Origin of the sequence: Rahnella ecdela, from assembly GCF_019049625.1 — a bacterium.
GTDB classification, from domain to species: Bacteria; Pseudomonadota; Gammaproteobacteria; order Enterobacterales; family Enterobacteriaceae; genus Rahnella; species Rahnella ecdela.
On the sequence record NZ_JAFMOY010000116.1, the window covers coordinates 17055 to 42601 of the forward strand.

A 25547-nucleotide genomic window follows, 5' to 3' on the forward strand; every position below is an offset into this window, starting at 1 on the left:
AGGACATCGCATGGCACATCTTACGTTGCATGATGAACTGGAAGCCGAAGGCCGCAAAGTTTCGTGGATCATCTGGATTTCGCTGGCCTGCCTGCTGATTTTCTTCGTCTGGGCGCGGTTTGCTCAGCTCGATGAAGTCACCGTCGGAACCGGCAAAGTCACACCATCGAGTAAAGCGCAGCAAATCGATTCTCTCGACGGCGGCGTGATTTTAAAACTGATGGTGCAGGAAGGTTCAGTGGTCAATCGCGGTCAGTTGCTGGCGCAACTTGACCCGACACGTTCGCAATCGAATTACGGCGAAGCCGCTTCCCGCGTGCGCACTTTGCGTGCCTCGTCTGAACGGCTGAGTGCTGAACTGACCGGCGCGCCGCTGAAATTCAGCCCGGAAACCATGAAATCGCCGGAACTGGTAGCGCGTGAACGCCAGCTGTATTTATCGCGTAAACAGAACCGCGACGAAACCGTCAGCAACCTGCAACAGTCGCTCAAACTGGTGAATGATGAAATTAACATGACCCAGCCGCTGGTGGCGAAAGGTGCGGCGGGGCAGGTGGAAGTAATCCGCCTGAAACGTCAGGCCAGTGAACTGCGTGGGAAAATCGACGATGCCATTAATCAGTACGCCGTGCGTGCCCGTGAGGAGCAGGTGAAGAACAACGCCGATCTGGACGCCGAATTGCAGGTCATGGCAGGGAAAGAGGATCAGGTGACGCGTTCCGAACTCTATTCGCCGGTTCACGGTATCGTAAAAGATATCCAGGTTTCCACCGTCGGCGGCGTATTGCAACCGGGCGGCAAACTGATGGAAATCGTACCGATTGAAGATCAGCTGCTGATTGAAACCCGCATCAACCCCCGCGACATCGCCTATATCCGTCCGGGGTTACCGGCAACGGTAAAAATCTCGGCCTACGATTCGTCTATTTACGGCGATCTGGACGGCAAAGTCGAAGGCGTTTCGCCGGATACCTTGCAGGATGAGGTGAAGCGCGATCAATATTATTACCGTGTATACGTGCGTACCGACAAAGCCTTCCTGACCAACAAAGCTGGCCGCCAGTTCCCGATAGTGCCTGGCATGGTGGCGAACGTAGACATCAAAACCGGCCAGAAAAGCGTACTGGATTATCTGATTAAGCCGCTGAATAAGGTGAAGGAGTCGCTGAGGGAGCGGTGAGTAGCAGGCCGCTGCTTGTGCGGTTTTAAGATCAACTTCAACTTCAACTTCAACTTCAACTTCAACTTCAAGTTCAAGGTCGTGGGCGTCGGCCCACACCGACTTGGGGGACGGCTTATCGCCGCCGCCCCCCAAGCCCCCCGGGCTCTTTCACTGCGCGCTATCGCGGGCACGACGGACATGTTCTGACGCATTTGTGAGTGGCGCAAAATGTCATCGCTTCGCGATCCCCGAATTTCAGGTTTCGAGCCATAGGTCTCGAACCATTCATTCGGTGCCATTTTTGAGCACGCCAATCAACCTTTTTAAAAGATGAAAAACAGTCTGCCATTGAATTTAAGATCGTGCGGGCGTTTCAGAAAACTTGCTGAATGAGAGGTTGCAGACCAAAGGCTGCAATCCCGAAATGAAGGTACCGCGCAGCGGCAAGATTTCCAGCCTGTCGCATTGGTCCCTGAAACATAGCCAGCGAGCGATAGCGCGCAGTTAAAAAAACGCAGGATTCCAAAGGGTTTCGTTTAAAACCCTTTGGGCCCGTGTGGGCGGCGAGCCCACGGTGTTGACCTTAAGGCCAGTTTGGGTGGCGAGCCCGAGGATATCAGCCCGATATTGCAGCGGCCTCTGCAAAACCTTCAGTCAATAAACAAACTCGTTGGTACATTAAACCTCACCGCCAGCGCCCGGATGTGTTCTACCGTCAGCGAACGCTTTCCGCTCAGGATCTGACTGACCAGCGATTTTCCGCCGATTTCCTCTCGCAAGTCACTCTGCTTTAATCCGTAATCCTTCATCAGCTGACGAAGTGCCTCAACGCCCCGTGGCAGATTTTCCACCGCCTGATTAAAGGGGACGAAATCTGCATGCTGGCGCTCATAACTTTCGATTTTTGCACTCAGAAACTCGATAAGCGGGTTTTCTTCGTCGTGCTCAAACAGATAATCAATCAGCTCAAGCGCACTTTTATAGTCGGCAGTGCTGGTACTTCCTCCCAGCAAGGGAACCGCTTTGACCAGCGCTTTACTGGCTTCGATAGCTTCAGCAATCATTGTGCGTAAGTCCTGTAATGTTTGTTCAATTGGTCATAAAGCGCATGGGTGACGATGTGTTTTACATACACCCGCTTATTGACGAAATTGATATAGGCAATGAGGCGAAGATTATTGCCGCCGACGTTAATAACCCACCATTTTGGCCGGTAGCGGAAATTGTCGAGGCTGGAAAAGACGGGTTTAAGGGAATCTGGCATCGGGTAATCGCCTTCTTTAAGCCCGCGATAGGTTGCCAGTAATGCGGTTTTATCATTGGGATACTGCCGCATCGCCCGGTCGAATGCTTCCTTGGCTATCACATGCATAGCACTGCTGAGTTCACATCCTGTGAACAATATAAAGGTTAACGTTGTGGTTTACAAGCTGTAAACCACAATAACCTTTTGCAGGAGCGGGAGAACTTTACTTGTTGTCAGATTGCGGCACATCTTCCAGAGAAGTTTCTGGTTCAGCTGGCTGAACACTGCGGAAGGCGGCTACCGGATCTTCCACCCCGGCTTTCCGCTTGTCCTGCCACAAATTCATCCGCGAACGCAGGGAACCGTTGAGATCGTCATGAACCTGCTTCGCGGCTTCGGATTCAGGATTGAGTTCGAGGACGAATTCCATATATTTATCGGCGGTATAACGGTTTTTCTTCACGCCGGTACCGGTCAGCCATGCCATGCCCAGCGTGTAAGCGGCTTCAGCGCGATCGGGATGTTGTGCGTTATGCAGAATTTCAGGCAGCCAGACTTCGATGGCCTGACGCTTTTCGGCGTCTGAACCGTTGTCCAGCGCGCAACTCGCCCGAAAATAGGCGGCGGATAAATGCCCGGCGTCCATGGCCCGCTGATACCAGTGCATGGCCTGTTCGTAATCGGGTTCCCCGCCGAGCCCTTCACGCAGCGCGTTGGCGCAGGTAAACATGGCGGGCACCATGCCCGAACGGGCGGCGCTCAGTAAGCAGTCCATCGCATTGCTGTCGTTGTGATACTGCTCAGGAACATCCTGATGCCAGCCGTTGCGGTAGAAAAAATACAACTCGTAGCAGTGGATCGCGCTGCCGTGACGGGCCATTTCGGTCATCAGGAAATGTGCGGCGCCCAGATCATCATTAATTGCCATGTCGTGCGCCAGCGTGACCAGATCCTTAACCGGTTGCTCGTCGCCCGCCTGCTGAATAAGCGACCATGCGTGTTCCATCAGCCCTGCACACAATTCAGGACGCGCCGGTAATCCGTAAAGGCCGGATTGCAGAGCCGTCGCGGCAAACGCCACCAGCACCGGATCATTTGCCTGACTCAGGCCGCGGGTCAGCAACTGGGTCAGTACCGGTAAACCTTCCTGATGACCATTGGCCAGCACGGCACGGGAGATAAACATCTGCGCGGCGTGGCCGGGCATTGCCTGCGGTGAGACAGCAAATAAATCATTATATACGGCCAGCCCGGCCTGATCGTCGTCCTGCCAGTAGGCGATACAAATTCCGGCCAGACTCAACAGACGGATGCGTGTTTCAGGCGTCAGAGGCTGTGCCAGTAATCCGGCTAAGCGTGATTGTAATTCTTGCGACTCCGGCGATTCCCTGTCGGCGATATCGCCGGAAAGCGCATCGCACAACGCGTTGGCGCGGAACTGATTGCGTTCTTCTTCGCTAAATTCTGCGCACAGCGGACTGTCGATGATTTGCATCTGCTGCGCGTCGCTACCGCCCCAGAAAGCGGAATGGAATAAAAGGTAGGATTCCATGGTGCCAACATCCGCATGGCGGACTGACATTGCCATGCGCAGCCAGTAATCCAGCGCTTCTTCGTCATTTTTGCGGGTGTGTTGTAACGCAGCAGGGAGTATTTGCGGCCAGTGCGTAGCGGGTTCGAAACCCAGTGCATGGATGTGCGTTACACCAGCCTGCCAGATTTCACTGCCCTGAATCGAAAACTTTTCATGCAGAGGTTTGGGAATTTCACCGGCAAATAACGCTTTCAGCCAGTAGGGTTCACCGAAACCGCCACTCAGGTTCATCATGTGGCGCAGGGCATGTGTCGGGCGCGGGTGTAGTTCAATGGCGCGTAAAAATGACAGCACCGCATAGTCGCAACATAACTGTGCGCCCAGCCACTGGTGGTCTGCGACTTCTTCACCTTCCTGCGGCTGGCGGATAATCCAGGCGTTTTCATGCCAGACCATGCCCAGTAAAGCATGAGCGTGATAACTCTGCGGGCACTGCTGCACCCAGTCATTGAGGATTTCCAGCGGATTGAGCGGGGGAGATTCTGTGCCGGTAAACAACGTCGCCGGATGCATCAGCAGTCCGTAATCGCTCTGGCCTTCGCCCTGGTTCTGCCAGCCACGCATCTGTGACAACAGCCACTCGTCCAGTTTAAGAAAACGGCGGGTCACCAGAAGCATTCTGGCTTTGGAAATGTTGTCTTGCTGGTCCTGATGTGGCATGAGGTTCCCTGAGCTGTTGAGTAAAAACGGTGTTTTGCGCGGCACCCGAAGTCTAACTTTCTTCCCCTGCGCGATCAGCGGGATTGGTCTGACTTTGGCTATAGTAACGGATCCGCACCGTCACTGACCAACAAAGCCTCTGCATAATAAAGATTAATAATTGTCCTAAATCCCTTATTAATTGAAGAGATTAGATATCAACTATTAATAAAATCGGAATTTGAAAGATGGAGAAAGTGTGAAGTAATTATGGAGAAAAGACATTTCAGCGCGAAAATATAATGAGTGATAAATGTCACATCAGGTAATCATCTCTTTGGAAAACAAAAAAAAACCGACCACAAAGGGTCGGCTGTTGTTTCCACAAAACGGGGAATGAGGGTAATAAATAACAAATAATGATGATAGCGAGAGAGAGTATATATTATCGATGAATAGATGCTTTATCACTTAGTGCGGTAACTAATGTACGCAACGCATTGATTTTAAAGTGTATTCATGTAATTTAGCTTTGCGTGCTTTATTTTAACAAATAAACATAGGTGTAAATATACCCAAAATTAATAAATTGTTACACCTTTAAATACTTCGGAAATATATTAACTAATTTCGTATCATTTTCTTTCTGGATTAATAGTATTTATATCAAGAGAATGGAATTGCCATGTCGGGCCAACATTTATACAGATACCAACAAGCGTTAAGCAGATTTAAATCAGTAAAAACGTGTACTTTACATTCAGTGGCACGGTCCGACACCTATCGAGGACAGAAAAATGAAACTCCGTGTTCTTTCACTCATGATCCCTGCATTAGTGGTTGCAGGATCAGCAAGTGCGGCAGAAGTTTATAATAAAGATGGTAATAAACTCGACCTTTACGGTCTGGTTGATGGCTTACACTACTTCTCTAATGATGCCGGCAGCGATGGCGATCAGAGCTACATCCGCCTTGGCTTCAAAGGCGAAACGCAGATAACCGACCAACTGACCGGTTACGGCCAGTGGGAATATCAGGTTCAGGCCAACCAGGCTGAAAGCTCTGATGACGGCGACCGCGCATTTACCCGTTACGGTTTCGCAGGTCTGAAATTCGGCGATATGGGTTCTTTCGACTACGGTCGTAACAACGGCGTCATGTATGATGTGGCCGCCTGGACCGACATGCAGCCAGAGTTCGATGGTTCAACCTACGGCGCTGACCAGTTCCTTTATCAGCGTACCAACGGCGTTGCAACGTATCGTAACAACAACTTCTTCGGGCTGGTGGATGGCCTGCACTTCGCTCTGCAATATCAGGGCAAGAACGACAGCGGCGGCGGCGAACCGGGTACACGTGATGTGCTGACTCAGAATGGAGACGGTTACGGCATGTCCCTGAGCTATGACATTGGCGCGGGCGTCAGTGTGGCAGGTGCGTTCTTCAACTCTGACCGTACTGATGAGCAAAATTCCGCACCGGGCATCATGGGCGACGGTAAAAAAGCAGAAGGTTACACCGGTGGTCTGAAATATGACGCCAACAACGTTTACCTTGCAGCCATGTTCACTCAGGCTTATAACGCTTCCCGCTTCGGTTCTACCGATTCAGAAGCTTACGGTTATGCTAACCAGTCGCAGGCGTTCGAAGCTTACGCAAGCTATCAGTTCGACTTCGGTCTGCGTCCGTTCGTGGCGTATAACCAAACTCGCGGTAAAGATTTAGGATCCGACCGTCTGGGCAACAACTACCAGGATCAGGATCTGGTGAAATTTGTCGACCTGGGTGCGACTTACTACTTCAACAAAAATATGTCGGCCTATGTTGACTACAAAATCAACCTGATCGACAGCAGCACCTTCACCGATAACGCCGGTATCAACACCGATGACGTTACCGCTGTCGGTCTGGTGTATCAGTTCTAAGCGTGCCTTTCTCAGACACAGAATAGCGTTTAGATTTGAGTTATAAAGAATAAGCAGTAAAAGAACGCGGTCTCTGATGGCCGCGTTTTTTATGGGCACAATTTGATGTGAGAACCCCGCAAAACGCCGCTATTGTGTTGGAGTGAATTTCTTCCATAGCCGAGGTCAATATGTCCGTTAAACCGCCGTTACCGCCATTTACCCGTGAAAGCGCCATCGAAAAAGTCCGCCTGGCTGAAGATGCCTGGAACAGCCGCGATCCGCAGCGGGTCAGTCAGGTTTATTCTGCCGATACGGTCTGGCGTAACCGCAGTGAATTTGTTCACGGTCAGGAAGGCGTGGTGACTTTTTTGCAGCGTAAATGGGCAAAGGAGCTGGATTATCGTCTGATCAAAGAGATTTGGGTATTTGACGGAGCGAGGATTGCCGTACGTTTTGCCTACGAATGGCATGATGATTCAGGCAACTGGTTCCGCAGTTTTGGCAATGAGAACTGGGAATTTAACGAACAGGGGCTGATGTTCGCACGCCATGCCTGCATTAACGATTTGCCGATTCAGGAAAGTGAGCGGAAATTCCACTGGCCACTCGGACGCAGGCCGGACGATCATCCTGGCCTGAGTGAGTTTGGATTCTGACTGTTTCAGGCTGATTTCTGGTGGATCAGATGCAGCGGGGGAGAAACATCGAGTTCGATTTCCGGATTCTGGCGGAATTCATGCGGCGTGATATTGAAACGCTTGCGGAACATGTAGGTAAAGTGTGACTGCGAGCCGAAGCCGAAATCCATCGCGATATCGAAAATCGGTGTTTCACTGCTGCTCAGCTGATAAACAGCGCTCGCCAGACGACGTTCCCTGATGTACTTTCCCAGAGAAATGCCTGTCGATTCTTTGAACAGTTTTTGCATGTGCCAAAGCGAATAGCCTGAATACTCAGCCAGTTCTTCAAGGTGGATCACGCGACCAAGATGGCCTTCAATCCATTTGCTGAGTGCGCAGACGATAGCGATATGAATATCCTGAGCCATAACCAGTCTGTTTTAAGGTTGAATATCGCTATTATACACGACTTCGCCGTGATGGCGTGGCAGGTGTTGCTCTGAGGTGTATGACAACAGAAGTGACAAGAATGGCCCGCTGAAAAGGAGTGCTAAGGCACTCTGACGGGCCATGATTTAGCGTAACAGGAGCCAGTGAATGAAGCGGGCGATACCATCGTCCACCAGAACGATCCCGACGAGGATAAGAACAATGATGATGTAAAAGTTCTTACCGGTTGGCAAAGTGGTTTCTCCCTTCATCCCCGTTCCGGGCACAAAATTCGATTACCACGGGCCGCTGCCCCGCATATTCAGTGCAATAACACTCACACAAACCGCAACAAATATCAGAAAGACGATAAGAAGCCGTTTCATTCTTTTTAAAGAGCTTGCGCTCTTCCTCCAGCGTGGATCTTTAGCCAACAATGCCTGCGAACGTTAACCGCTTCTTGAAGGGAGATCCAGTCTGTAAGGAATTTTTATGCTGTTCGTTTAACTATTCACAATAATCGTTTAACCGTCAGTGGCAGGGCGTCGCACCAGATCGGTTTTCTGACCACCATTAATGATGGTCGTCGGCGGTGTTTCAGGCACCAGCGCATCCGGAGCAATGTTCATATGGTTGAGAATTTCGCCCATGATTTGCCCGAAGATGGGGCCGGCTACCGAACCACCGAAGTGTTTACCGGCCTGAGGATTGTTGACCATTACCACCAGCGCCACGCGCGGATTACTGGCCGGTGCCACACCGGCGGTGTAGTTGATATAACCGCCATCGTATTTACCGCTGGAACCCATTTTTTCCGCCGTACCGGTTTTAATTGCCAGACGATAACCCGGCACCGCCGCGCTGAGACCGGAACCTCCCGGCAGGGCGTCACTTTCCATCATATGAATCACGGTTCTGACCACGTCAGCCGACATTACGCGGGTGCCTAACACCGGCGGTGTGACTTTGGTAATCGACAGCGGGCGGTAAATGCCTTCTGCGCCAATCGTGGCGTATTCGCGGGCAATTTGCAGCGGCGTTACGCGCAGGCCATAACCGAATGAGAAGGTTGCGCGTTCAATATCTGCCCAGCGGTCACGGTGCGCGGGGAAATAACCGCTGCTCTCGCCGCCGATGCCTAAATCTGTCGGTCTGCCCAGACCGAATGACTGATAAAGCTGAACCAGCACGTTCGCAGGCATCGCCAGTGCGATATGCGAAACTGCGATATCACTCGATTTCTGCAAGATACCGGTGATGGTCAGCGCCGGCCAGTGGCCGACGTCGCGGATCAGGTGTCCGTTAACAGTGTATGGATGCGTATCGAGAACCGAATCAGGGCGGATCATATGGCGGTTCAGACCGGCCATCACCACCAGCGGTTTCACCGTCGAACCGGGCTCAAAGCTGTCGCTGATCGCCACATTACGCATATTTCTTGGCTGCACGCCCGCGTAATTGTTTGGGTTGTAAGAAGGGTAGGAGGCCATCCCCAGAATTTCGCCGGTATTCACATCCACCAGCACTGCCGCGCCGGACTCTGCCTGGTTTAGCGTCACGCCATCGCGCAGGCGGGAATACAGAACGTACTGCATAAAGCTGTCGATGCTGAGATTAATGGTCGGTGGCTGTTGTGGCGCAACTTCTTTGAGGATACCGATCACGTTGCCGTGGCGATCCTGACGGTATTCGCGCATCCCCGGTTTGCCCTGCAATAACGCATTAAAGCCTTTTTCCACACCGTTCAGGCCTTCGTTATCTGTCCCGACGACACCGACCAGGTTGGCCGCGGCTTCACTCATGGGATAATAACGGCTGTCATCAAGCTGAGTGCTGATGCCACCAAGATGCAGCTGGCTGATATCGGCGGCAATGCCTTCTTCGATTTTACGGCCAAGATACACAAAGCGGCGCTTCGGATCGCTGGTGATGGTTTGCTGTAACTGGGAAAGCGGCATATTCAGCGCAGAGGCCAGATATTGCCATTTTGGACTGTTCAGATCGCTGTGCAATTCCAGCACGCGGAACGGGTCGGCGATAATATCTTTAGATGCCACGCTCAGGGCCAGCGGGTGTCCGTTGCGGTCAACAATGGTTCCGCGTCCGGCAGGGATAACGCTTGAGCGAAGCGAGCGGGAATCGGCTTCTTTTTCCAGCATCGGCTGATTGAGAAGTTGCAGATAGCCTACGCGGCCGAGCAGAAGCGCCAGACAAAAGACGATGCCGAGACAAATCAGCGCAAAGCGCTTGGTGTAAAAATGCGGTTGGGCGCTGGATTTTTTTGAGCTCGGTGGCATGGCAGTTTCGCAAAGTCATTGACGCGTTTGAAGCGAAAAGCGATGGCGCCGGGGAACCCTTTCACCGTATCAAAATGATGCCGGTCAGTGCCCGATAAAAATACAGCTCATCGCTCTGAAAGATAATGAATTTCGTATACATGCACATCTTATATTAAGCCATAGCGATGGATTGTTTATTTCAATTGCCCTTTGTAAGCAAGTGCAACGGTGAAGCCGTTTTTTACTCGACGGACAGCCATTCGTCCGCTTCTTCAAACATTTCTTCCAACATTTGGTTTAATTGCGAACGTTCCTGCTTGCTGGCCCCTTGCGTATTCAGCCCGTTGGCCTGCATCGGTTTTACCTTAACTTCCGCATCCGGGAACATCCGGTGTACGCGTTTTACCAGTTCTGCTTCAATTTTTGCACTGGCATCAGGGATGCCGGAGACATTCCGTTTGTCAAAAATCAGTTCAACCCGCATGGTTTTCCTCGTTATTATAAAATTTTATTAACTGGCTAAATATACAGTATGCAAGGCGTGCGCTCTAGTGATTTTTCGCCTGAACATTGGAACGCAGCGCAGATTACTGAGCGTAAATTCATGTAATTCATGATTCATACATCTTGTGAATGTCTGGTTGACCGCTAGAATAGCGGCCTGTCTGAGAGGGAAATGTGGATAAACAACGGCGTACAGCACTGGTATTTTTTTGCCTGGCCTGTCTGGTCATACTGACGTGTATGACGCAGCGCATCGCCGGGCTGAATGCGTTGTCCGCTATCCTGCATCAGGAAACCGCGACTGCGCAGGCATCATCCACGACCTCTGAAATCGCTAAAATCCCGGCTCCCTGCGAGCTCAGCAGCAAATCCCTGCTTTCTGTTCCTCCTCTCCTTTTAGAATTTGCATTTCTGGCGCTGAGCCTGCTGCTGGCCTTTCTGTCACGCGGCAATATGGCGGCGATCCGCCTGCTTGTGCCGCAAGCGGTCCCCGTGCCGCGCCTGAGAGTGCATCTGCGGCACTGCGTTTTCCGGGAATAAAAACACGCCTGTTTTTCATCAGGATGTGACTTTTTATTTTTGGAGAAAATCTATGCGAAGTTTATTCAGGGCGGCCGCTGGCTGTCTGCTGATGTTCTGGCTACATACCGGATATGCTGCCGACACCGGCTGGCTGCAAAGCCCGCAAAATACCCACGCGAAAGTGCGTTTACAGGCGCAGCCTGCCGATTCTTCTGAGAAAGAAACCCGGCTGCTGCTTTCTGTCAGTCTCGAGAAAGGCTGGAAAACCTACTGGCGGTCGCCGGGAGAGGGCGGCATCGCGCCGTCGGTAGAATGGCAAAAACCGGTCACGGCGGAGAAGGTTAAATGGTCCTGGCCGACGCCCGCACGTTTTGATGTCGCGGGTATCACGACTCAGGGCTATCACGATGAGGTCACGCTGCCAATAATGCTTACCGGCACAGTGCCCGGCACAATAGCCGGAACGCTGACGCTGCCGGTGTGCAGCAACGTGTGCATTCTCACCGACTATCCTTTCAGTCTGGATCTCAGTCCCAACGGAGATAACGCAGAATTTGCCCGCGAATTTGCCGCAGCGATGGGCAAAGTGCCGATTGCAGAAGGGCTGGCAGACAGCGTAACGGCGGGTTATCGCGCCGGTGTATTGCAGATTACCGCCCATCGCGGGCAGGGCTGGCAAAATCCGGAGCTCTTTACCGATACGCTGGAAGGCAGTTCGCTGGGCAAACCGGTAGTGAAAGTGGACGGGCAACAGGCGCGGTTCACGCTGCCGGTGACGGACGAGTGGGGCGAAAAAGCTTCGGATATCAGCGGCAAAACGCTGAGTATCGTGTTGTCGGACAACGGGCTTGCGCAGCAGGTAAGCCTGAACGTGAGTCCGCTTCCCGCTGAAGTTCCGGGCAGTATTGCACTCTGGCAGGTGGCCCTGATGGCGCTGGCCGGCGGGTTTATCCTCAATCTGATGCCTTGTGTTCTGCCGGTGCTGGGCATGAAACTCGGCAGCATTTTGCAGGTTGAACAACGCAATCGGAAAAGTATTCGCGTGCAGTTTCTGGCGTCGTCTGCCGGGATCATCACCTCGTTTCTGGCGCTGGCATTGCTGATGACGCTGCTGCGTTACACCAACCAGACGCTGGGCTGGGGGATCCAGTTTCAGAACCCGTGGTTTATCGGCCTGATGGTGCTGGTCACGGCGGTGTTTACCGCCAATCTGCTGGGGTTATTTGAAATCAATCTGCCTTCACGGATGACGACCCGTCTGGCGACACATCAGGGTTCCGGTCTCAGCGGACACTTTGCCGAAGGCGCGTTTGCCACGCTGCTGGCGACGCCCTGTTCCGCGCCGTTTCTCGGTACTGCGGTGGCGTTTGCGCTGGCCGCACCGCTGCCGGTTCTGTGGGGACTGTTCCTGATGCTGGGCATTGGCATGAGTCTGCCGTGGCTGATGATTGCCTTGTGGCCGGGGCTGGCGATGTGTCTGCCGCGCCCTGGCCGCTGGATGTTACGGCTGCGGCTTTTCCTCGGCGTGCTGATGTTGTCGGCGTGTCTGTGGTTGCTGAGCCTGATGCAAAACCACTTCTCTTTGCTGTTTGTGGCCATGCTGGCGTGCGTACTGCTGGTGATGTTGTTTGTCTTATCTGTGCAGCGCTATGGAATGCGCAACTCGGCGTTAACCGCCGGTGCTTGCGCCGTTCTGGCGGGCGCAGTCATTGTGATTGCTACGCAGTTTTCCGGCGCTGGCGGGAAGCCACTGCGCGATGATATTGCCTGGCAACCCTTATCAGAGGAAGCGATTCAGACTGCGCTGGCGGACAAAAAAGTGGTCTTTGTGGATGTCACCGCCGACTGGTGTGTGACCTGTAAAGCCAATAAATACAACGTTCTGATGAGCAAAGACGTGCAGAAAGCGCTGACAGAGCACGATGTCGTCGCCCTGCGAGGTGACTGGACGTTGCCGTCAAAACCAATCAATGAATTCCTGCAAAAACGCGGCAGCGTCGCCGTGCCGTTTAATCAAATTTATGGTCCGCACAGTCCTGCCGGTGAAATTTTATCGCCGCTGCTGACGCGTGATGCCGTATTACAGGGGCTGCAACAAGCCCGCGGAGCCCGATAATGAAAACGTTAATGCTGATTATGATGATGGTTATTTCTCCGGCTGTTCTGGCGATGACGCCGGAAGACACGCTGTTTAATAATCCGGCCTCGCCGTGGTTTGGCGCGAAAAATCCGCGTCTGACGATTGTGTCCTTCACCGATTACAACTGTCCTTACTGCAAGCAGTTTGACCCGATGCTGGAAAAGGTAGCGAAGGAAAATCCCGATATAAAAGTGGTGATTAAGCTGCTGCCTTTCCGCGGCGCGAGTTCCATTATTGCCGGTCGTGCGGCGATGACGGTCTGGGAACAACATCCGGAAAAGTTTCTGATCGTGCATCAGCGGCTGATGTCTAAAAAAGGCCAGCATGATGAAGCCAGTGCGCTTGAGGCAGTGAAATATGCCGGACTGGAACCCATCCGCGTGACGCCCGCCAGTTACCTTGAACTGAAAACCAATGTGGAAATTGCTGAAGTGCTGGGTATTCAGGGAACACCGGCGACGATTATTGGCGATCAGCTGATTGCGGGCGCCATTTCTTATGAGGATTTGCAGAAGGTCGTGAAGGAACAGCTGGCGAAGGCAAAAAATGATCAGGCTTAAGCGCTGGGCCCGCGAAGGTGCCATTCTTGTCGTATTGATTTTGGTGGTGATGCTGGGGATGGATTTTCTGCGCGCACCGCAGGCTCCGGCCAGTTTTGGCAGCCAGCCGTTGCAGACCATCAGCAATCAGTCACTGACGCTTAACCAACAAAGCCAGCAGGGCCCATTGCTGGTCTACTTCTGGGCTACATGGTGTGGCGTGTGCAAAATGACCACGCCTTCAGTTGCCCGGCTGGCAGAAGAAGGGGAGAACGTGCTGACCGTAGCATTGCGTTCCGGTGATAACGCCACGCTGGAACGTTATCTGCAAGGCAAGGACATTCAGATGCCGGTGGTTAACGACGCCCGCGGCGATTTGTCGGCTCAATGGGATATCGGCGTCACACCGACGTTTGTCATCATTGATAAAGGGCAGGTCATCGCCACGACCACGGGCTGGACATCTTACTGGGGAATGAAAGCGCGGATGTGGTGGGCGCAAATCCGCGCCTGAGTTGCTGTTTTGATCCTGCCAAAATAAAAGGCCTTCACTGTGGTGAAGGCCTTTTTTCATATTGAGCTATGACCAGAAATCAGTTCGCCAGGAAACGTTTCTCATCGGTCAGCACCTGAAGCAGTAAACCCAGCTCCGGTTTCTGATCTTTAATCCGTTTGCCATCGGTATCAAAGGCACGGAAATCGCCATCGCTTTCCAGTTCCAGCGTTTGTTCCGGTGTCGTGATAATCAGCGTACCGTCATCGCTGGTCGTCACCCAGTTATGGCGGCGTTTGGCAGCAAACAAATCTTCACCCTGCGAATAATCCGCCGGTGATGTCGTGACGTGCAACAGACGCTGCATCAGCGTGGTCATCACATCCGCATGATCCGTCAGCTTATTAATATTTTGCGCAGGCGTGCCCGGCCAGTGAATAATCAGCGGAACCTGCAACTGGCGGCGGTTCATGGAATTGCCTGAACCCCAGGTCCCGTTTTCGTTAAATTCAATGCCGTGAGACGCGGTGATCACCACCACGGTTTTATCAAGCTCACCGCGGTCTTTCAGCGATTGCAGGATGGCCTGGATCTGGTCATCAACGCTTTGAGCACCGGCCTGATAACGGTGAATAAAGGTGTTGCCTGTCGGCACGCTGTCACCGTCCTGACGCAACGCCGCGCTGATCCCGTTCAGACTGACATATGAGAACCACGGGCCATTGCCGCGCACGTTCAGCCATTGCTGCCACTGATTCACGGTTTGTTCATCGGACTGTTTAACCGGCGGTGGCAAGGTGAAGTCGGTCAGCAACGCCTGACGGTACAGCGGGCTGTTAAAGCCGTCAGAAGCAAACAGGCCAAATTCGTAACCCTGCTGTTCCAGCGAGGTGACCAGTGCAGAAGGTTTACGTGCTGCCAGAATGCCCTGCATATAGCTTGGCGAAATCCCGTAGAACAGCCCGAACTGGCCGGTATCATTACGGTTGCCGGAACTGAAATGCTGGTCAAAACGAATGTTGTGGTTGGCGAAATCGCTCAGCGCTGGCATCTCTTTATCCAGCGTGGCGGTATGTACGCCATCAACCACGACCATCAGCAAATTATACTTCGAACCGGTTTTCGCAAAGCTGATGGTGTTGAGCGGATATTCCACCGCCAGCGCTTCAGGATTGCCTTGTTCGATAAGCCGCTTCTGGTATTCCTCAGCATTGAGCAGACCATGCTTTTCAAGGAATTTACGAGCCGTCATCGGATACGAGAGCGGAAGATTCGCGCGCTGCATGGTGATCGGACGATAGAAGTTAGCATCCGCCCAGATATACATCAGGTGCGACGCAAAGAAACTGGCAATGAACAGCACGACAATCGGCTTGGCGAAATTACGCCGGTTCAGGCTGCGCAGTTTCTGCCACGCCCAGGTGCCAAACAGCATTTCCAGCAGGAAAATGACCGGCACAGCAATGAACATCAGCTGCCAGTCGCGCGCCATTTCACCCTGTCCGGGGTTCACCACCAGTTCCCATACCACCGGATTGATATGCAGGTGGAAACGGGTAAACACCTCGGTATCCACCAGCAGCAGCGTCAGCCCGGCAGTCGCCAGAATGGCAGACAGGAACCGCAGCAGCCGTTGCGACATCACCACAAAGGTCAGCGGGAAGATAATCAGCAAATAAGCGGAGAATCCGATAAAGCTGAAATGCCCAAGCCAGCTGACCAGCGCGTAGATACGCCCCTGCAATGAAGAAGGCCAGTCAGAAACAAACAGGTAGCGGCTGCCGAGCCCAAGAATGAGCAGGATATTAAACAGGGCGAACCAGTGCCCCCAGCTGATCATCTGGGATACTTTTTCGCGATAGCGCTGACGATTTGTCACCATGAGAGGTATTGGGCAGTTTGTAGATTAATGGGCTTTATCTTCTCTTATCGACGCTTGCAACGCTTTCGCAAAAGACTGGGACAAGGCTTTGCGTTGTGCAGGAGCGACGCTGGTATTAATAAGGTTAGTCACCATATTGCCCAGAACCATCAAAGAAAGGTCTGTCGGGGCGCGGTGCTTTTCGAGAACAGTCGCCAGCTCGGAAAGGATCTGTTCAACGTGTTCGTCACTGTAACGGGATGATTGTGCCATAGAGTATTGTGCTTCTTGATCTGACAAAGTCCAATATCTTAGCCGATCACAGACCTACTTTCCGCATTTTTATAACTGAGTTCATGTTGGAAGAGTGATCGCATCTATTAATCCTTGTTTCAGCTTTCGTTGCGGTTGCGGCTTTGACGCTTCGGTGTTTGAATACGCCCCGCAGGCAAACCCTTCTTACACGGCTGCAATTCTTACAGGAGAAAGTCCCCATGAGTCTGGATATTGAGCAGATTGCTCTGCACCAGTTGAACAAACGTGACGAGCAAACGCTGGATGTTGTGCTGCGCGATACGCTTCTGACGCCGAATGCGGCCGTTGATGAAATGATGGCTGAGCTGCACCGCGTCTACAGCGCTAAAAGCAAAGCGTATGGTCTGTTCAATGAAGACAGCGAACTGGCTGTGACGTTGCGCAGTTGCCGCAAAGGGGACGACGATTTTCTGTCATTCAGCCGCGCTGCAACCGGTCGTCTGCGTGATGAACTGGCGAAATACCCGTTTGCCGAAGGCGGCGTGGTGTTGTTCTGTCATTACCGCTTCCTGGCGGTTGAGTATTTACTGGTGGCGGTGCTTAACAGCCGCAGCAGTATGCGCGTCAACGAGCAGCTGGACGTCAGCAGCATCCATTATCTCGATATCAATCATGCCGATATCGTGGCGCGTATTGATCTGACCGAATGGGAAACTAACCCGGAATCGACCCGTTATCTGACCTTCCTCAAAGGCCGGGTAGGGCGCAAAGTCTCAGACTTTTTCATGGATTTTCTCGGCGCGTCTGAAGGTCTGGATACCAAAGCGCAGAACCGTGGCCTGTTGCAGGCGGTTGATGATTTCTGTACCGAAGCGCAGCTCGATAAAAATGAGCGTCAGAATTACCGTCAGCAGGTTTATACCTACTGCAACGAGCAGTTGCAGGCGGGCGAAGAAATCGCACTGGATGATTTGTCCGAAGAACTGCCGCCGTGGAATGATAAGAAATTCAAAGAATTCACGCAGGAGCAGGGCTATCAGCTGGAAGAAACCTTCCCTGCAGATCGCAGCACCTTGCGTCAGCTGACCAAATTCGCCGGCAGCGGCGGCGGGCTGAGCATTAACTTCGATGCCATGCTGATGGGCGAACGCATTTTCTGGGATCCGGCCACCGATACGCTGACCATCAAAGGCACACCGCCCAATCTGCGGGATCAGCTACAGCGTAAGGCCGGTAATAAATAATCGCTCCCTCCGCTGCGCAGGGGGAGGAGCAAATCAGAATAGCGCCCAATAAAAAACGCCGCATAAGCGGCGTTTTTTATTTGTTCTCGCACGGCGTCCCGATGCGCAACAACTCAGTCAGCGATTAAACGCGAACGAAGTCGATGTGAGCCAGTTTTGGCTTGAACGGGTGACGCTGTACAGCCTGAACTTTAACTTTGGTTTCTTTACCGTCGATAACCAGAGTAATTGCTTCAGAGTAGAACTCCGCTTTAGCTTCCAGGTTCTTAACAGAATCGTGGTCCAGTTTGATAGAAACCGGATCAGCTGAGCCACCGTAAACGATAGCTGGGAATTTGTTAGCTGTACGCAGGCGGCGGCTCGCACCTTTGCCCTGCTCGTCCTGTGGACGTACTTCTACATTGATAGTGATCATTGTATGTTTCTCGATTAGAACTACTTCTAAAATGTGCCCCGCCACCTGCGACCGAGTGACGAGTTGAGTACTGCGGCTTTCACACAAGGCGAAAGCGGGCGGTATGATACCGGAGCAGGGTAGCGGCAGCAATACAAATCGCCGGTTTTCTCACCCGCGCAGCTCATTGGCCCGGCGGTACCGGCCTTCATAATCGAACATCTTTTCGCGCACCTGCCAGAACTGGCCTTTCATGCGCGCCACCACAAAATCCGGATGACGCAGTAAAACCTGCTGCGCGACGATATCCGCGGCGGTTTTCCATTCCAGCGGCACGCCAGGTGCGCGCTGATGCGGGCGCAGAAAGTTATGCAAAAACGCCATGCGCTGGGCGGGCGTCGTCAGGCGAAAACGCTCGGAAACATCAGCGCCGTCCTCATCGTAATAGGTGATTTTCAGCCATTCGCCTTTATCATCACGACCGTTTTCCAGATTCATACCGCCGCAGCGTAGTACCAGCGCATCTTTCAGGCGCAGTGCGGCTTTGAGCATATCGTCGGGATCCACCAGAATTTCCTGACACTGATGGCAGCGCCGCGCGGCGATATCGTTTTCTGCGCCGCAGTGCGGGCAGCTTTTAAAGCGGAAGCGGAAATCGCACTGCTCGCGGTTGCCTTCGTCATCTTCCAGCACGCCCTGACAGCGGCGGCCAAAATGCTCAATGATCGTGCCGTCTTCAGTGGTTTTTCCCCAGAAAATATTGGCGAAACCGCAGGCGGGGCAAAACACCTGCACCGGTTTGTTATCGCCAGCGGGCTTGTGGCTGCCGACTTCCGGCGTAAACAGGTCGTGCGGGTTACCGGCGTAATCGAGGATCAGACAGTCGGTTTTGCCCGGTGCGAGTCGCAGCCCGCGTCCGACAATCTGCTGGTACAGGCTGACGGATTCGGTGGGGCGCAGAATGGCGATCAGGTCCACATGCGGCGCATCGAAACCGGTGGTCAGCACCGACACATTCACCAGATAGCGCAGCTGCTGCGCTTTGAAGGCCGTGATCAGCCGGTCGCGTTCGACAGCGTGGGTTTGTGCGCTGATCAGCGCCGCTTCACCTTTTGGCAGCAGACCGAAAATTTCACCCGCGTGTTCCACCGTCGAGGCGAAAATCATCACGCCTTTGCGATCCTGTGCGAATTCAATAATCTGGCTGATAATGTGCGGCGTGATGCGTTTTTGCTGGCGCAGTTCGTCATTCAGATCCGCTTCGCTGAAAAGCCCGTTACTGTTGGCCTGCAACCGGCTGAAATCGTAGCTGACCACCGGCATATCGAGCCGCTCGGGCGGCACCAGAAAACCATTTTTAATCATGTAACGCAGCGGCAGTTCATAAATGCAGTCACGAAACAGACTGTTCGCATCGCCGCGTACAATGCCCTGATGGTGATACTGATAAATCCAGCCTTTGCCTAAACGATAGGGCGTGGCGGTCAGCCCGAGCAGGCGAAGACGCGGATTTTGTGCCTTAAGATGGCCGATAATCTGCTGATACTGACTGTTGTCGTCGTCTGAAATCCGGTGACATTCATCGACAATCAGCAGCGAAAACTCGCCGCTGAATTCTGCCAGATTTGGTGCAACGGACTGCACGCTGCCGAACACCACTTTGCCGCTGCTTTGTTTGAGATTCAGTCCCGCGGCGAAAATATCCGCCTCCAGCCCGTAAGAAAGGTATTTGCTGTGGTTTTGCGCCACCAGTTCTTTAACGTGGGCCAGCACCAGAACGCGCCCGCGCGCCACTCTTGCCAGCTCGGCAATCACCAGACTTTTTCCGGCGCCGGTCGGCAGCACGATCACGGCTGGTTCGTCATGCTGGCGGAAATGACGCAGCGTGGCATCCACGGCGTCCTGCTGATAGGGGCGAAGCGTAAAAGCGGTCACGGCAACAATCACCTGTAGTTTTACTGTTAATAAAGACAGTAGTGAAGTATGCCAAGAAATCAGGCCTATAGCGATGAGCAAAAAAATCACCCGCCGTGAATGTTTAGCCTGCTTATTTTCCTTCTTCCTGACCGGTTGCGCGGCTATACTAATGCTCTCAATGCGGCAGTGTTTCTGCCCCCCCGAAGTAATAATCACACTTTGCAATTATTACGAACCGAACAACCCTGAACCCTGTCAGTTGCTGTATTGCGACGGCGGGGTCTTGTGTTTTATCAGTAACGCGATCACTCAGATCGCCATGAAGGCAAGTCTACTCAATGCGTCTGGACAAGTTTCTCTCTCAGCAATTAGGCGTCAGCCGCGCGCTGGTGTTGCGCGAACTGCGCAACAAACGTGTGACCGTGGACGGTGAAATCGTCAAAACCGGCGCGATGAAAATCAGCCCTGAACAGCGCGTCGAATTTGACGGCAATGTGCTGGATCAAATCACCGGCCCGCGTTATTTCATGCTTAACAAACCGCAGGGTTATGTGTGTTCTACGGACGATCCGGATCATCCGACCGTGCTGTATTTCCTCGAAGAGCCGGTGGCCTACAAGCTGCATGCGGCAGGGCGTCTGGATATCGACACCACCGGTCTGGTACTGATGACCGACGACGGGCAGTGGTCGCACCGCATTACCTCACCACGCCACCACTGCGAAAAAACCTATCTGGTCAACCTCGAACATCCGCTGGCTGACGATACCGCTGCGCAGTTTGAAGCGGGCGTTCAGCTGCATAACGAAGATTCCCTGACCAAACCTGCGCAACTCGAGAAAATCGAAGATTGCCTGGTGCGCCTGACCATCAGTGAAGGCCGTTATCATCAGGTGAAACGTATGTTTGCCGCCGTGGGTAACCGCGTGGTGGGCCTGCATCGTGAGCGCATCGGCGAAATTGTAATGGATGAAGACTTAGAACCGGGTCAGTACCGGCCTTTAACTGAGCAGGAAATTGCCAGCGTTGGCGTTCCCTCGCGATAGTTTTTCCTCTAACTGGAGCAGCTGAAAGTGCAAGAAAAACCGGTATCCCACATCGGACTGATTTTCATCCTGGGATTGATATCGATGCTGATGCCTCTGGCGATCGATATGTATCTGCCAAGCATGCCCGTCATTGCGCAGGAATATGGTGTTCCGGCGGGCAGTGTGCAAATGACGCTCAGCGCCTATGTGCTGGGTTTTGCGATAGGGCAGTTGTTTTACGGACCGATGGCGGACAGCCTCGGGCGTAAGCCGGTTATCTTCTGGGGCGTGCTGATTTTTGCCGTCGCCGCCGGTGCCTGTGCGCTGGCGCAATCGGTCGAACAGCTGGTCTGGATGCGTTTCCTGCACGGTCTGGCTGCTGCTGCTGCGAGTGTGGTGATTAACGCGCTGATGCGCGATATGTTCACTAAAGACGAATTCTCGCGAATGATGTCTTTTGTGGTGCTGGTCATGACCGTCGCGCCGCTGCTGGCGCCGATGCTCGGGGGCCTGCTGATGGCGATTTTCAGCTGGCACGCGATTTTCTGGGCGATGGCGATTGCTGCACTGATCGCCGCCACGCTGGTGGGCGTGTATATCAAAGAGACACTGCCCAAAGAGCGACGGCAGAAGTTTCATCTGCGTACCAGCGTCGGCAACTTTGCATCCCTGTTCCGTCATAAACGTGTGCTGAGCTATATGCTGGCGAGTGGTTTCTCGTTCGCAGGTATGTTCTCGTTCCTCAGCGCCGGTCCGTTTGTGTATATCGAACTCAATGGCGTTTCACCCCAGCACTTTGGTTTTTACTTTGCGCTGAACATTGTGGCGCTGGTGATCCTCACTCTTATCAACAGCCGTAACGTGCGCCGTGTGGGTGCGGTGAAGATGTTCCGCTTCGGTCTGTTTGTACAACTGACGATGGGCATGTGGCTGGTGATTGTCTGCACCTTCGGGCTGCCGTTCTGGGCGATGGTGATTGGCGTGGCGGGGTATGTCGGCGTGATTGCGATGGTCACATCAAACGCGATGGCGGTGATTATGGACGACTTCCCGCACATGGCCGGTACGGCAGCTTCACTGGCGGGGACGATTCGTTTCGGCACCGGTGCGGCGATTGGTTCTGTGCTTTCACTGTTTACCGCGAAAAGTGCCTGGCCGATGGTCGGTTCAATGGCGTTCTGCATTCTGGCCGCGACGTTGTTGTATCTGTATGCCAGCCGTCCGGCGAAAGTCGCTGTGGAAACGGCATAACTCAGACAGCTCCCTCCCCGGCGAAGGGGAGGGAGTTCAGGTTACACCACTTCCGCTTTCACTCCCTGAACACGTCGCGCGGCTTTGGCGCGGGCATATTCGTCGGCCATCGCTTTGGCTTTTGCGCCCGGTACCAGCGCCATATCGCATTCTTTCGGCAGTAACGTTGTGACCGCAGCAGCAATCAGTAATGATGCCACCAGTGCGTAAATCGCAGTGCTCTGACCGTACAGGCTGACCAGTACGCCGACCAGATAAGGCCCGCAGAAACCGCCCAGATTCCCCAGACCGTTAATCACACCGCGAGCGCTGCCTGCCACTTCCGGCGTAGTGACTTTGCCCGGAATGGTCCAGAAGGCGCTTGTCGCGGCTTGCAGGAAGAAACCGGCACCGACCAGGAAACCGTAGGCCGCCATGATGTTATGACCAAACGCCACGGACGCCGCCAGACAGGCTGCAAATCCACACAGCGGCAGGGCGATAAACATGCGGCGTTTACCGGTTTTATCCGACAGCACCGACATCGCCAAAATCCCCAGCATAGTGCCGACATAAGGGATAATCGCCAGCATACCCACCGAACTCATGTCACCGCCGGTCAGGTTTTTCAGGATGGTCGGCAACCACAAGGTGTAACCGTAAATCCCGGTCTGATAGAAAAAGTTAATGATGATCAGTTTGACGATAGACTTGTTACGGAACACTTCTTTCAGCGGCGCGTTATTCACCGGTGCCAGAGCTTTCAGCGCTTCGCGTTCACGGTTTAGTTCGGTGACCAGATAGTCGCGTTCACGCTCTGACAGCCATTTTGCTTCTTCCGGACGGTCGCTGATGGTGAACCACCAGAAAATCATCACCACGAAAGACAATGCCCCTTCGATGATGAACAACCAGCGCCAGTCCAGCGTATCCAGAATCAGACCTGACAACGGCGCAGTGATCATCCCGCCAAGCGGCGCAAACATCAGTACGTAAGCATTGGCACGACCACGTTCTTTATCCGGGAACCAGTTACTGACCATGGTCAGCACCACCGGCAGCATCCCGCCTTCCGCCACACCCAGCGCAAAGCGCAGGAACAGCAGCTGATACTGATTGGTGATAAAGCCGGTCAGGATGGAAATCACCGCCCAGGCAATCAGCGAGCAGGCGATAAATTTCCGTCCGCTGCCATGAACCGCCAGGCTGCCGCCCGGAACCTGCAAAAATAAATAACCGATAAAGAATATACCGGCGGCCAGACCGGCCATTGACGCGGTAATACCTAATTCTGCATCCATTCCGCCGGGCATGGCGAAACTAATATTAACCCTGTCCATGAAGGAAATAATGCAGGCGATAAGTATTGGGGCAATTACGCGGAGCCAGCGAGCCTTAGGAATCTTATTATCCATGTTCTTTCCTCTGTGTGCTTGTAACCGGTGATGGCTTAATAAAAGCATTTTGAGGAAAGTATTTCGTGACAAGGGTCACGTTGAATTATGTTAAGAAAAGGTGTTACCACATACGTGATCCTGCACCGGAGTTCGCGTGCAGGATGGAAAGGCAATATGGACGCAGAAGGGAGAATTAAATCGTGCCGCCGAGGGAAATCCGGTAGTGCAGATCCACGCGCTCAATCGTCGGCAGGTTTCTGATTTTTTTGAGCAATATTTCCGCCACCACTTTGCCCATTTCAAAGCGCGGGGTGATCACGCTGGCCAGTAATGGCGTGGTAGCCAGCCCGATATCTAATCCGTGGAAGCCGGAAATCGCCATATCCTGCGGAACGCGGATACCCAGTTTGATACATTCCTGTAACACGCCGACCGCAATATCGTCATTGGTACATAAAATCCCGTTGGTTTGCGGATATAACTGACGCGCCATGGCTAACATTCCGGCACCGATGGAAACCGATGAGATTTTATTGGGCGTGATATGTACCGGCGTCAGACCACGTTCATTCATGGCGTGGCTGTATCCCTGATAACGTTTCTGGTCGCGGGCATCAGACATCGAACCGAAATACACCACATGTTCTTTGCCGCTGGAGAGCAGGGTATTAGCCATATCGTAACCGGCCTGCTGATTATCAAAACCCACCGCAATGCGACCGTGCGGATTATCGAGATCCATCACCTGCGCGACCGGGATTTCAGACGCATTCAGATACTTATCCGCTTTCAGCGTATGAACCGAATCGGTGAGGATCAGCCCTGCCAGCTGATAGCCCAGCAGATTGATAATATGTTCTTCTTCCCGCTCTTTGCTGTAATCGTAATTGACCACCAGCGTCTGAAAGCCCTGTGCAGAAGTGACTGACTCAATACCCGCCAGTAAATCGGAGAAAATCTGGTTGTTGAACGAGGGGACTAAAATACCGATGCGCGGCGTTTTGGCGGGCCCGCGGGCTTCTTCCAGCGGATATCCGACTTCTTCCATCACCTTGGTAATGCGTTCGCGGGTTTCAGGAGACACTTTTTCCGGCGTGCGCAGAAAACGGCTCACCGTCATCTTCGTGACGTCCGCCAGTTGGGCGATGTCCTGTAGTGTCACGCGCTGGTTTCTCATGCGAAATGTTCCTGGTTGGGCCTGCAAAGATACCTTGTTATTGAAACAGAAAGCGCCGGGAATTGTTATCAAAATGATGAGGATCACACCGGGAGTAACAGGGTTTTTTAACATCCCGCGAGGTGATCTGCATCACAGTTTGGCGCGAAGTAAACCGGTGTAGTGAAGCTAACTTTTTAAATAAGCATTCAACAGGGCCAACGTCATGACAAATTTGTTCTCACTGGATAATAAAAAAATTCTGATCACCGGCTCGACGCGCGGTCTGGGTTTCCTGCTGGCGAAAGGACTGGCGCAGCATGGCGCAGAAATTATCGTTAACGGCACGCAGCCGGGATCCACGCAAAAAGCCGCTGAAGCCCTGCGTGCGGAAGGTTTTATCGCCCATGCGGTGTCTTTTGATGTCACCAGCAGTCAGGCGGTAAATCAGGCTATCGACCACATTGAAAGCACCATCGGGGCGATTGATGTGCTGGTCAACAACGCCGGAATTCAGCGCCGCCATAAATTCACCGAGTTTCCGGAGAAAGACTGGGATGACGTGATCGCCGTGAACCAGAAATCCGTATTCCTGGTTTCTCAGGCCGTGGCGCGTTACATGATCCAGCGTGAGCGTGGCAAAATCATCAATATCGGTTCCATGCAAAGCGAGCTGGGCCGCGACACTATCACGCCGTATGCGGCCTCAAAGGGCGCGGTAAAAATGCTGACCCGCGGCATGTGTGTCGAGCTGGCACGCTACAATATTCAGGTGAACGGCATCGCGCCGGGCTATTTCAAAACCGATATGACGCAGGCGCTGGTGGACAACAAAGAGTTTTCCGAATGGCTGTGCAAACGCACTCCTGCCGCACGCTGGGGTAACCCGGAAGAGCTGGTCGGCGGCGCAGTTTATCTGTCATCCAGAGCCTCAGATTTCGTGAATGGGCACCTGTTATTCATTGATGGCGGCATGCTCGCCGCAGTTTAG

At 53.1% G+C, this 25547-nt stretch carries 24 protein-coding genes; 11 read left to right on the forward strand and 13 right to left on the reverse strand.

What is annotated here, in order from left to right; all coding sequences use genetic code 11:
* Positions 1 to 10: 10 nt before the first annotated feature.
* Positions 11 to 1180, forward strand: a complete 1170-nt coding sequence (locus tag J1784_RS06620; RefSeq protein ID WP_217148518.1) for a beta-barrel domain-containing protein — start codon at positions 11 to 13, stop codon at positions 1178 to 1180.
* Positions 1181 to 1812: 632 nt separating this feature from the next.
* Here the strand turns inward: J1784_RS06620 and J1784_RS06625 are convergent.
* The 3 genes from J1784_RS06625 to J1784_RS06635 all read right to left on the reverse strand — a co-directional run bounded on the left by J1784_RS06625 (position 1813) and on the right by J1784_RS06635 (position 4662).
* A complete protein-coding gene (locus J1784_RS06625; RefSeq protein WP_217148519.1) occupies positions 1813 to 2226 on the reverse strand; it encodes a helix-turn-helix domain-containing protein in 414 nt (137 codons plus the stop codon).
* Positions 2223 to 2534, reverse strand: a complete 312-nt coding sequence (locus J1784_RS06630; protein WP_217148520.1) for a type II toxin-antitoxin system HigB family toxin — start codon at positions 2532 to 2534, stop codon at positions 2223 to 2225. Before J1784_RS06630 ends, J1784_RS06625 begins: the two co-directional genes overlap by 4 nt.
* Positions 2535 to 2631: 97 nt before the next feature.
* Complete coding sequence (locus J1784_RS06635; protein ID WP_217148521.1) at positions 2632 to 4662, reverse strand: DUF4034 domain-containing protein; 2031 nt, start codon at positions 4660 to 4662, stop codon at positions 2632 to 2634.
* A 776-nt stretch (positions 4663 to 5438) separates the two neighbouring features.
* Between J1784_RS06635 and ompC the strand changes: the two genes are divergently transcribed.
* Together ompC and J1784_RS06645 are read left to right on the forward strand one after the other, a co-directional pair.
* Positions 5439 to 6566 carry a porin OmpC gene (gene ompC / locus J1784_RS06640; RefSeq protein ID WP_217148522.1) on the forward strand — a complete coding sequence of 376 codons (1128 nt, stop codon included), beginning with the start codon at positions 5439 to 5441 and terminating at the stop codon, positions 6564 to 6566.
* Positions 6567 to 6736: 170 nt separating this feature from the next.
* Positions 6737 to 7204 (forward strand): nuclear transport factor 2 family protein, encoded by a 468-nt coding sequence (locus J1784_RS06645; protein WP_217148523.1) that lies wholly within the window; start codon positions 6737 to 6739, stop codon positions 7202 to 7204.
* A 5-nt stretch (positions 7205 to 7209) separates the two neighbouring features.
* Here J1784_RS06645 and J1784_RS06650 read toward each other — a convergent pair whose 3' ends face one another.
* The 4 genes from J1784_RS06650 to J1784_RS06660 form a co-directional block, all read right to left on the reverse strand.
* A complete protein-coding gene (locus J1784_RS06650; RefSeq protein ID WP_217148524.1) occupies positions 7210 to 7596 on the reverse strand; it encodes a helix-turn-helix domain-containing protein in 387 nt (128 codons plus the stop codon).
* A gap of 147 nt (positions 7597 to 7743) precedes the next feature.
* Complete coding sequence (locus J1784_RS26630) at positions 7744 to 7869, reverse strand: hypothetical protein (RefSeq protein WP_274387312.1); 126 nt, start codon at positions 7867 to 7869, stop codon at positions 7744 to 7746.
* Positions 7870 to 8121: 252 nt separating this feature from the next.
* Complete coding sequence (locus J1784_RS06655; protein WP_217148525.1) at positions 8122 to 9894, reverse strand: penicillin-binding transpeptidase domain-containing protein; 1773 nt, start codon at positions 9892 to 9894, stop codon at positions 8122 to 8124.
* A 223-nt stretch (positions 9895 to 10117) separates the two neighbouring features.
* The gene (locus tag J1784_RS06660) at positions 10118 to 10360 is read right to left on the reverse strand and encodes a DinI family protein (RefSeq protein ID WP_217148526.1); all 243 of its coding nucleotides are present in this window, start codon (positions 10358 to 10360) and stop codon (positions 10118 to 10120) included.
* Positions 10361 to 10554: 194 nt separating this feature from the next.
* Here J1784_RS06660 and J1784_RS06665 point away from each other — a divergent pair, with 194 nt between their 5' ends.
* From J1784_RS06665 to J1784_RS06680, 4 genes are read left to right on the forward strand one after another with little or no spacing between them, the layout of a single operon-like run.
* Positions 10555 to 10920 (forward strand): copper resistance protein, encoded by a 366-nt coding sequence (locus J1784_RS06665; RefSeq protein WP_217148527.1) that lies wholly within the window; start codon positions 10555 to 10557, stop codon positions 10918 to 10920.
* Between the two features lie 52 nt (positions 10921 to 10972).
* Positions 10973 to 13018 (forward strand): protein-disulfide reductase DsbD family protein, encoded by a 2046-nt coding sequence (locus J1784_RS06670; protein ID WP_217148528.1) that lies wholly within the window; start codon positions 10973 to 10975, stop codon positions 13016 to 13018.
* Positions 13018 to 13602 carry a DsbA family protein gene (locus J1784_RS06675; protein WP_217148529.1) on the forward strand — a complete coding sequence of 195 codons (585 nt, stop codon included), beginning with the start codon at positions 13018 to 13020 and terminating at the stop codon, positions 13600 to 13602. The genes J1784_RS06670 and J1784_RS06675 overlap by 1 nt, the downstream gene beginning before the upstream one ends.
* Positions 13589 to 14095, forward strand: a complete 507-nt coding sequence (locus J1784_RS06680) for a protein disulfide oxidoreductase (RefSeq protein ID WP_217148530.1) — start codon at positions 13589 to 13591, stop codon at positions 14093 to 14095. The genes J1784_RS06675 and J1784_RS06680 overlap by 14 nt, the downstream gene beginning before the upstream one ends.
* 79 nt (positions 14096 to 14174) lie before the next feature.
* Here J1784_RS06680 and yejM read toward each other — a convergent pair whose 3' ends face one another.
* Positions 14175 to 15956 (reverse strand): LPS biosynthesis-modulating metalloenzyme YejM, encoded by a 1782-nt coding sequence (gene yejM / locus J1784_RS06685; protein ID WP_217148531.1) that lies wholly within the window; start codon positions 15954 to 15956, stop codon positions 14175 to 14177.
* A gap of 24 nt (positions 15957 to 15980) precedes the next feature.
* Positions 15981 to 16208 (reverse strand): YejL family protein, encoded by a 228-nt coding sequence (locus J1784_RS06690; protein WP_104921319.1) that lies wholly within the window; start codon positions 16206 to 16208, stop codon positions 15981 to 15983.
* Between the two features lie 221 nt (positions 16209 to 16429).
* On the opposite strand from J1784_RS06690, the gene yejK reads away from it, so the two are divergent.
* Entirely contained in the window at positions 16430 to 17434 is a 1005-nt protein-coding gene (gene yejK, locus J1784_RS06695) for a nucleoid-associated protein YejK (protein ID WP_217148532.1), read from the forward strand.
* 124 nt (positions 17435 to 17558) lie between these two features.
* Here yejK and rplY read toward each other — a convergent pair whose 3' ends face one another.
* Positions 17559 to 17849: a 50S ribosomal protein L25 gene (gene rplY / locus J1784_RS06700; protein WP_217148533.1), complete on the reverse strand. Its 291-nt coding sequence runs from the start codon at positions 17847 to 17849 to the stop codon at positions 17559 to 17561.
* A 150-nt stretch (positions 17850 to 17999) separates the two neighbouring features.
* Positions 18000 to 19763 (reverse strand): DNA repair helicase RadD, encoded by a 1764-nt coding sequence (gene radD, locus J1784_RS06705; protein ID WP_217148534.1) that lies wholly within the window; start codon positions 19761 to 19763, stop codon positions 18000 to 18002.
* A 320-nt stretch (positions 19764 to 20083) separates the two neighbouring features.
* Between radD and rsuA the strand changes: the two genes are divergently transcribed.
* Entirely contained in the window at positions 20084 to 20791 is a 708-nt protein-coding gene (gene rsuA / locus J1784_RS06710) for a 16S rRNA pseudouridine(516) synthase RsuA (RefSeq protein WP_217148535.1), read from the forward strand.
* A 27-nt stretch (positions 20792 to 20818) separates the two neighbouring features.
* Positions 20819 to 22024: a Bcr/CflA family multidrug efflux MFS transporter gene (locus tag J1784_RS06715; RefSeq protein ID WP_217148536.1), complete on the forward strand. Its 1206-nt coding sequence runs from the start codon at positions 20819 to 20821 to the stop codon at positions 22022 to 22024.
* Between the two features lie 41 nt (positions 22025 to 22065).
* On the opposite strand, the gene J1784_RS06720 is transcribed toward J1784_RS06715, so the two are convergent.
* Together J1784_RS06720 and J1784_RS06725 are read right to left on the reverse strand one after the other, a co-directional pair.
* Positions 22066 to 23418 carry an MFS transporter gene (locus J1784_RS06720; protein WP_217148537.1) on the reverse strand — a complete coding sequence of 451 codons (1353 nt, stop codon included), beginning with the start codon at positions 23416 to 23418 and terminating at the stop codon, positions 22066 to 22068.
* 175 nt (positions 23419 to 23593) lie between these two features.
* The gene (locus J1784_RS06725) at positions 23594 to 24577 is read right to left on the reverse strand and encodes a LacI family DNA-binding transcriptional regulator (protein WP_217148538.1); all 984 of its coding nucleotides are present in this window, start codon (positions 24575 to 24577) and stop codon (positions 23594 to 23596) included.
* A gap of 205 nt (positions 24578 to 24782) precedes the next feature.
* On the opposite strand from J1784_RS06725, the gene idnO reads away from it, so the two are divergent.
* A complete protein-coding gene (gene idnO / locus J1784_RS06730) occupies positions 24783 to 25547 on the forward strand; it encodes a gluconate 5-dehydrogenase (protein ID WP_217148539.1) in 765 nt (254 codons plus the stop codon).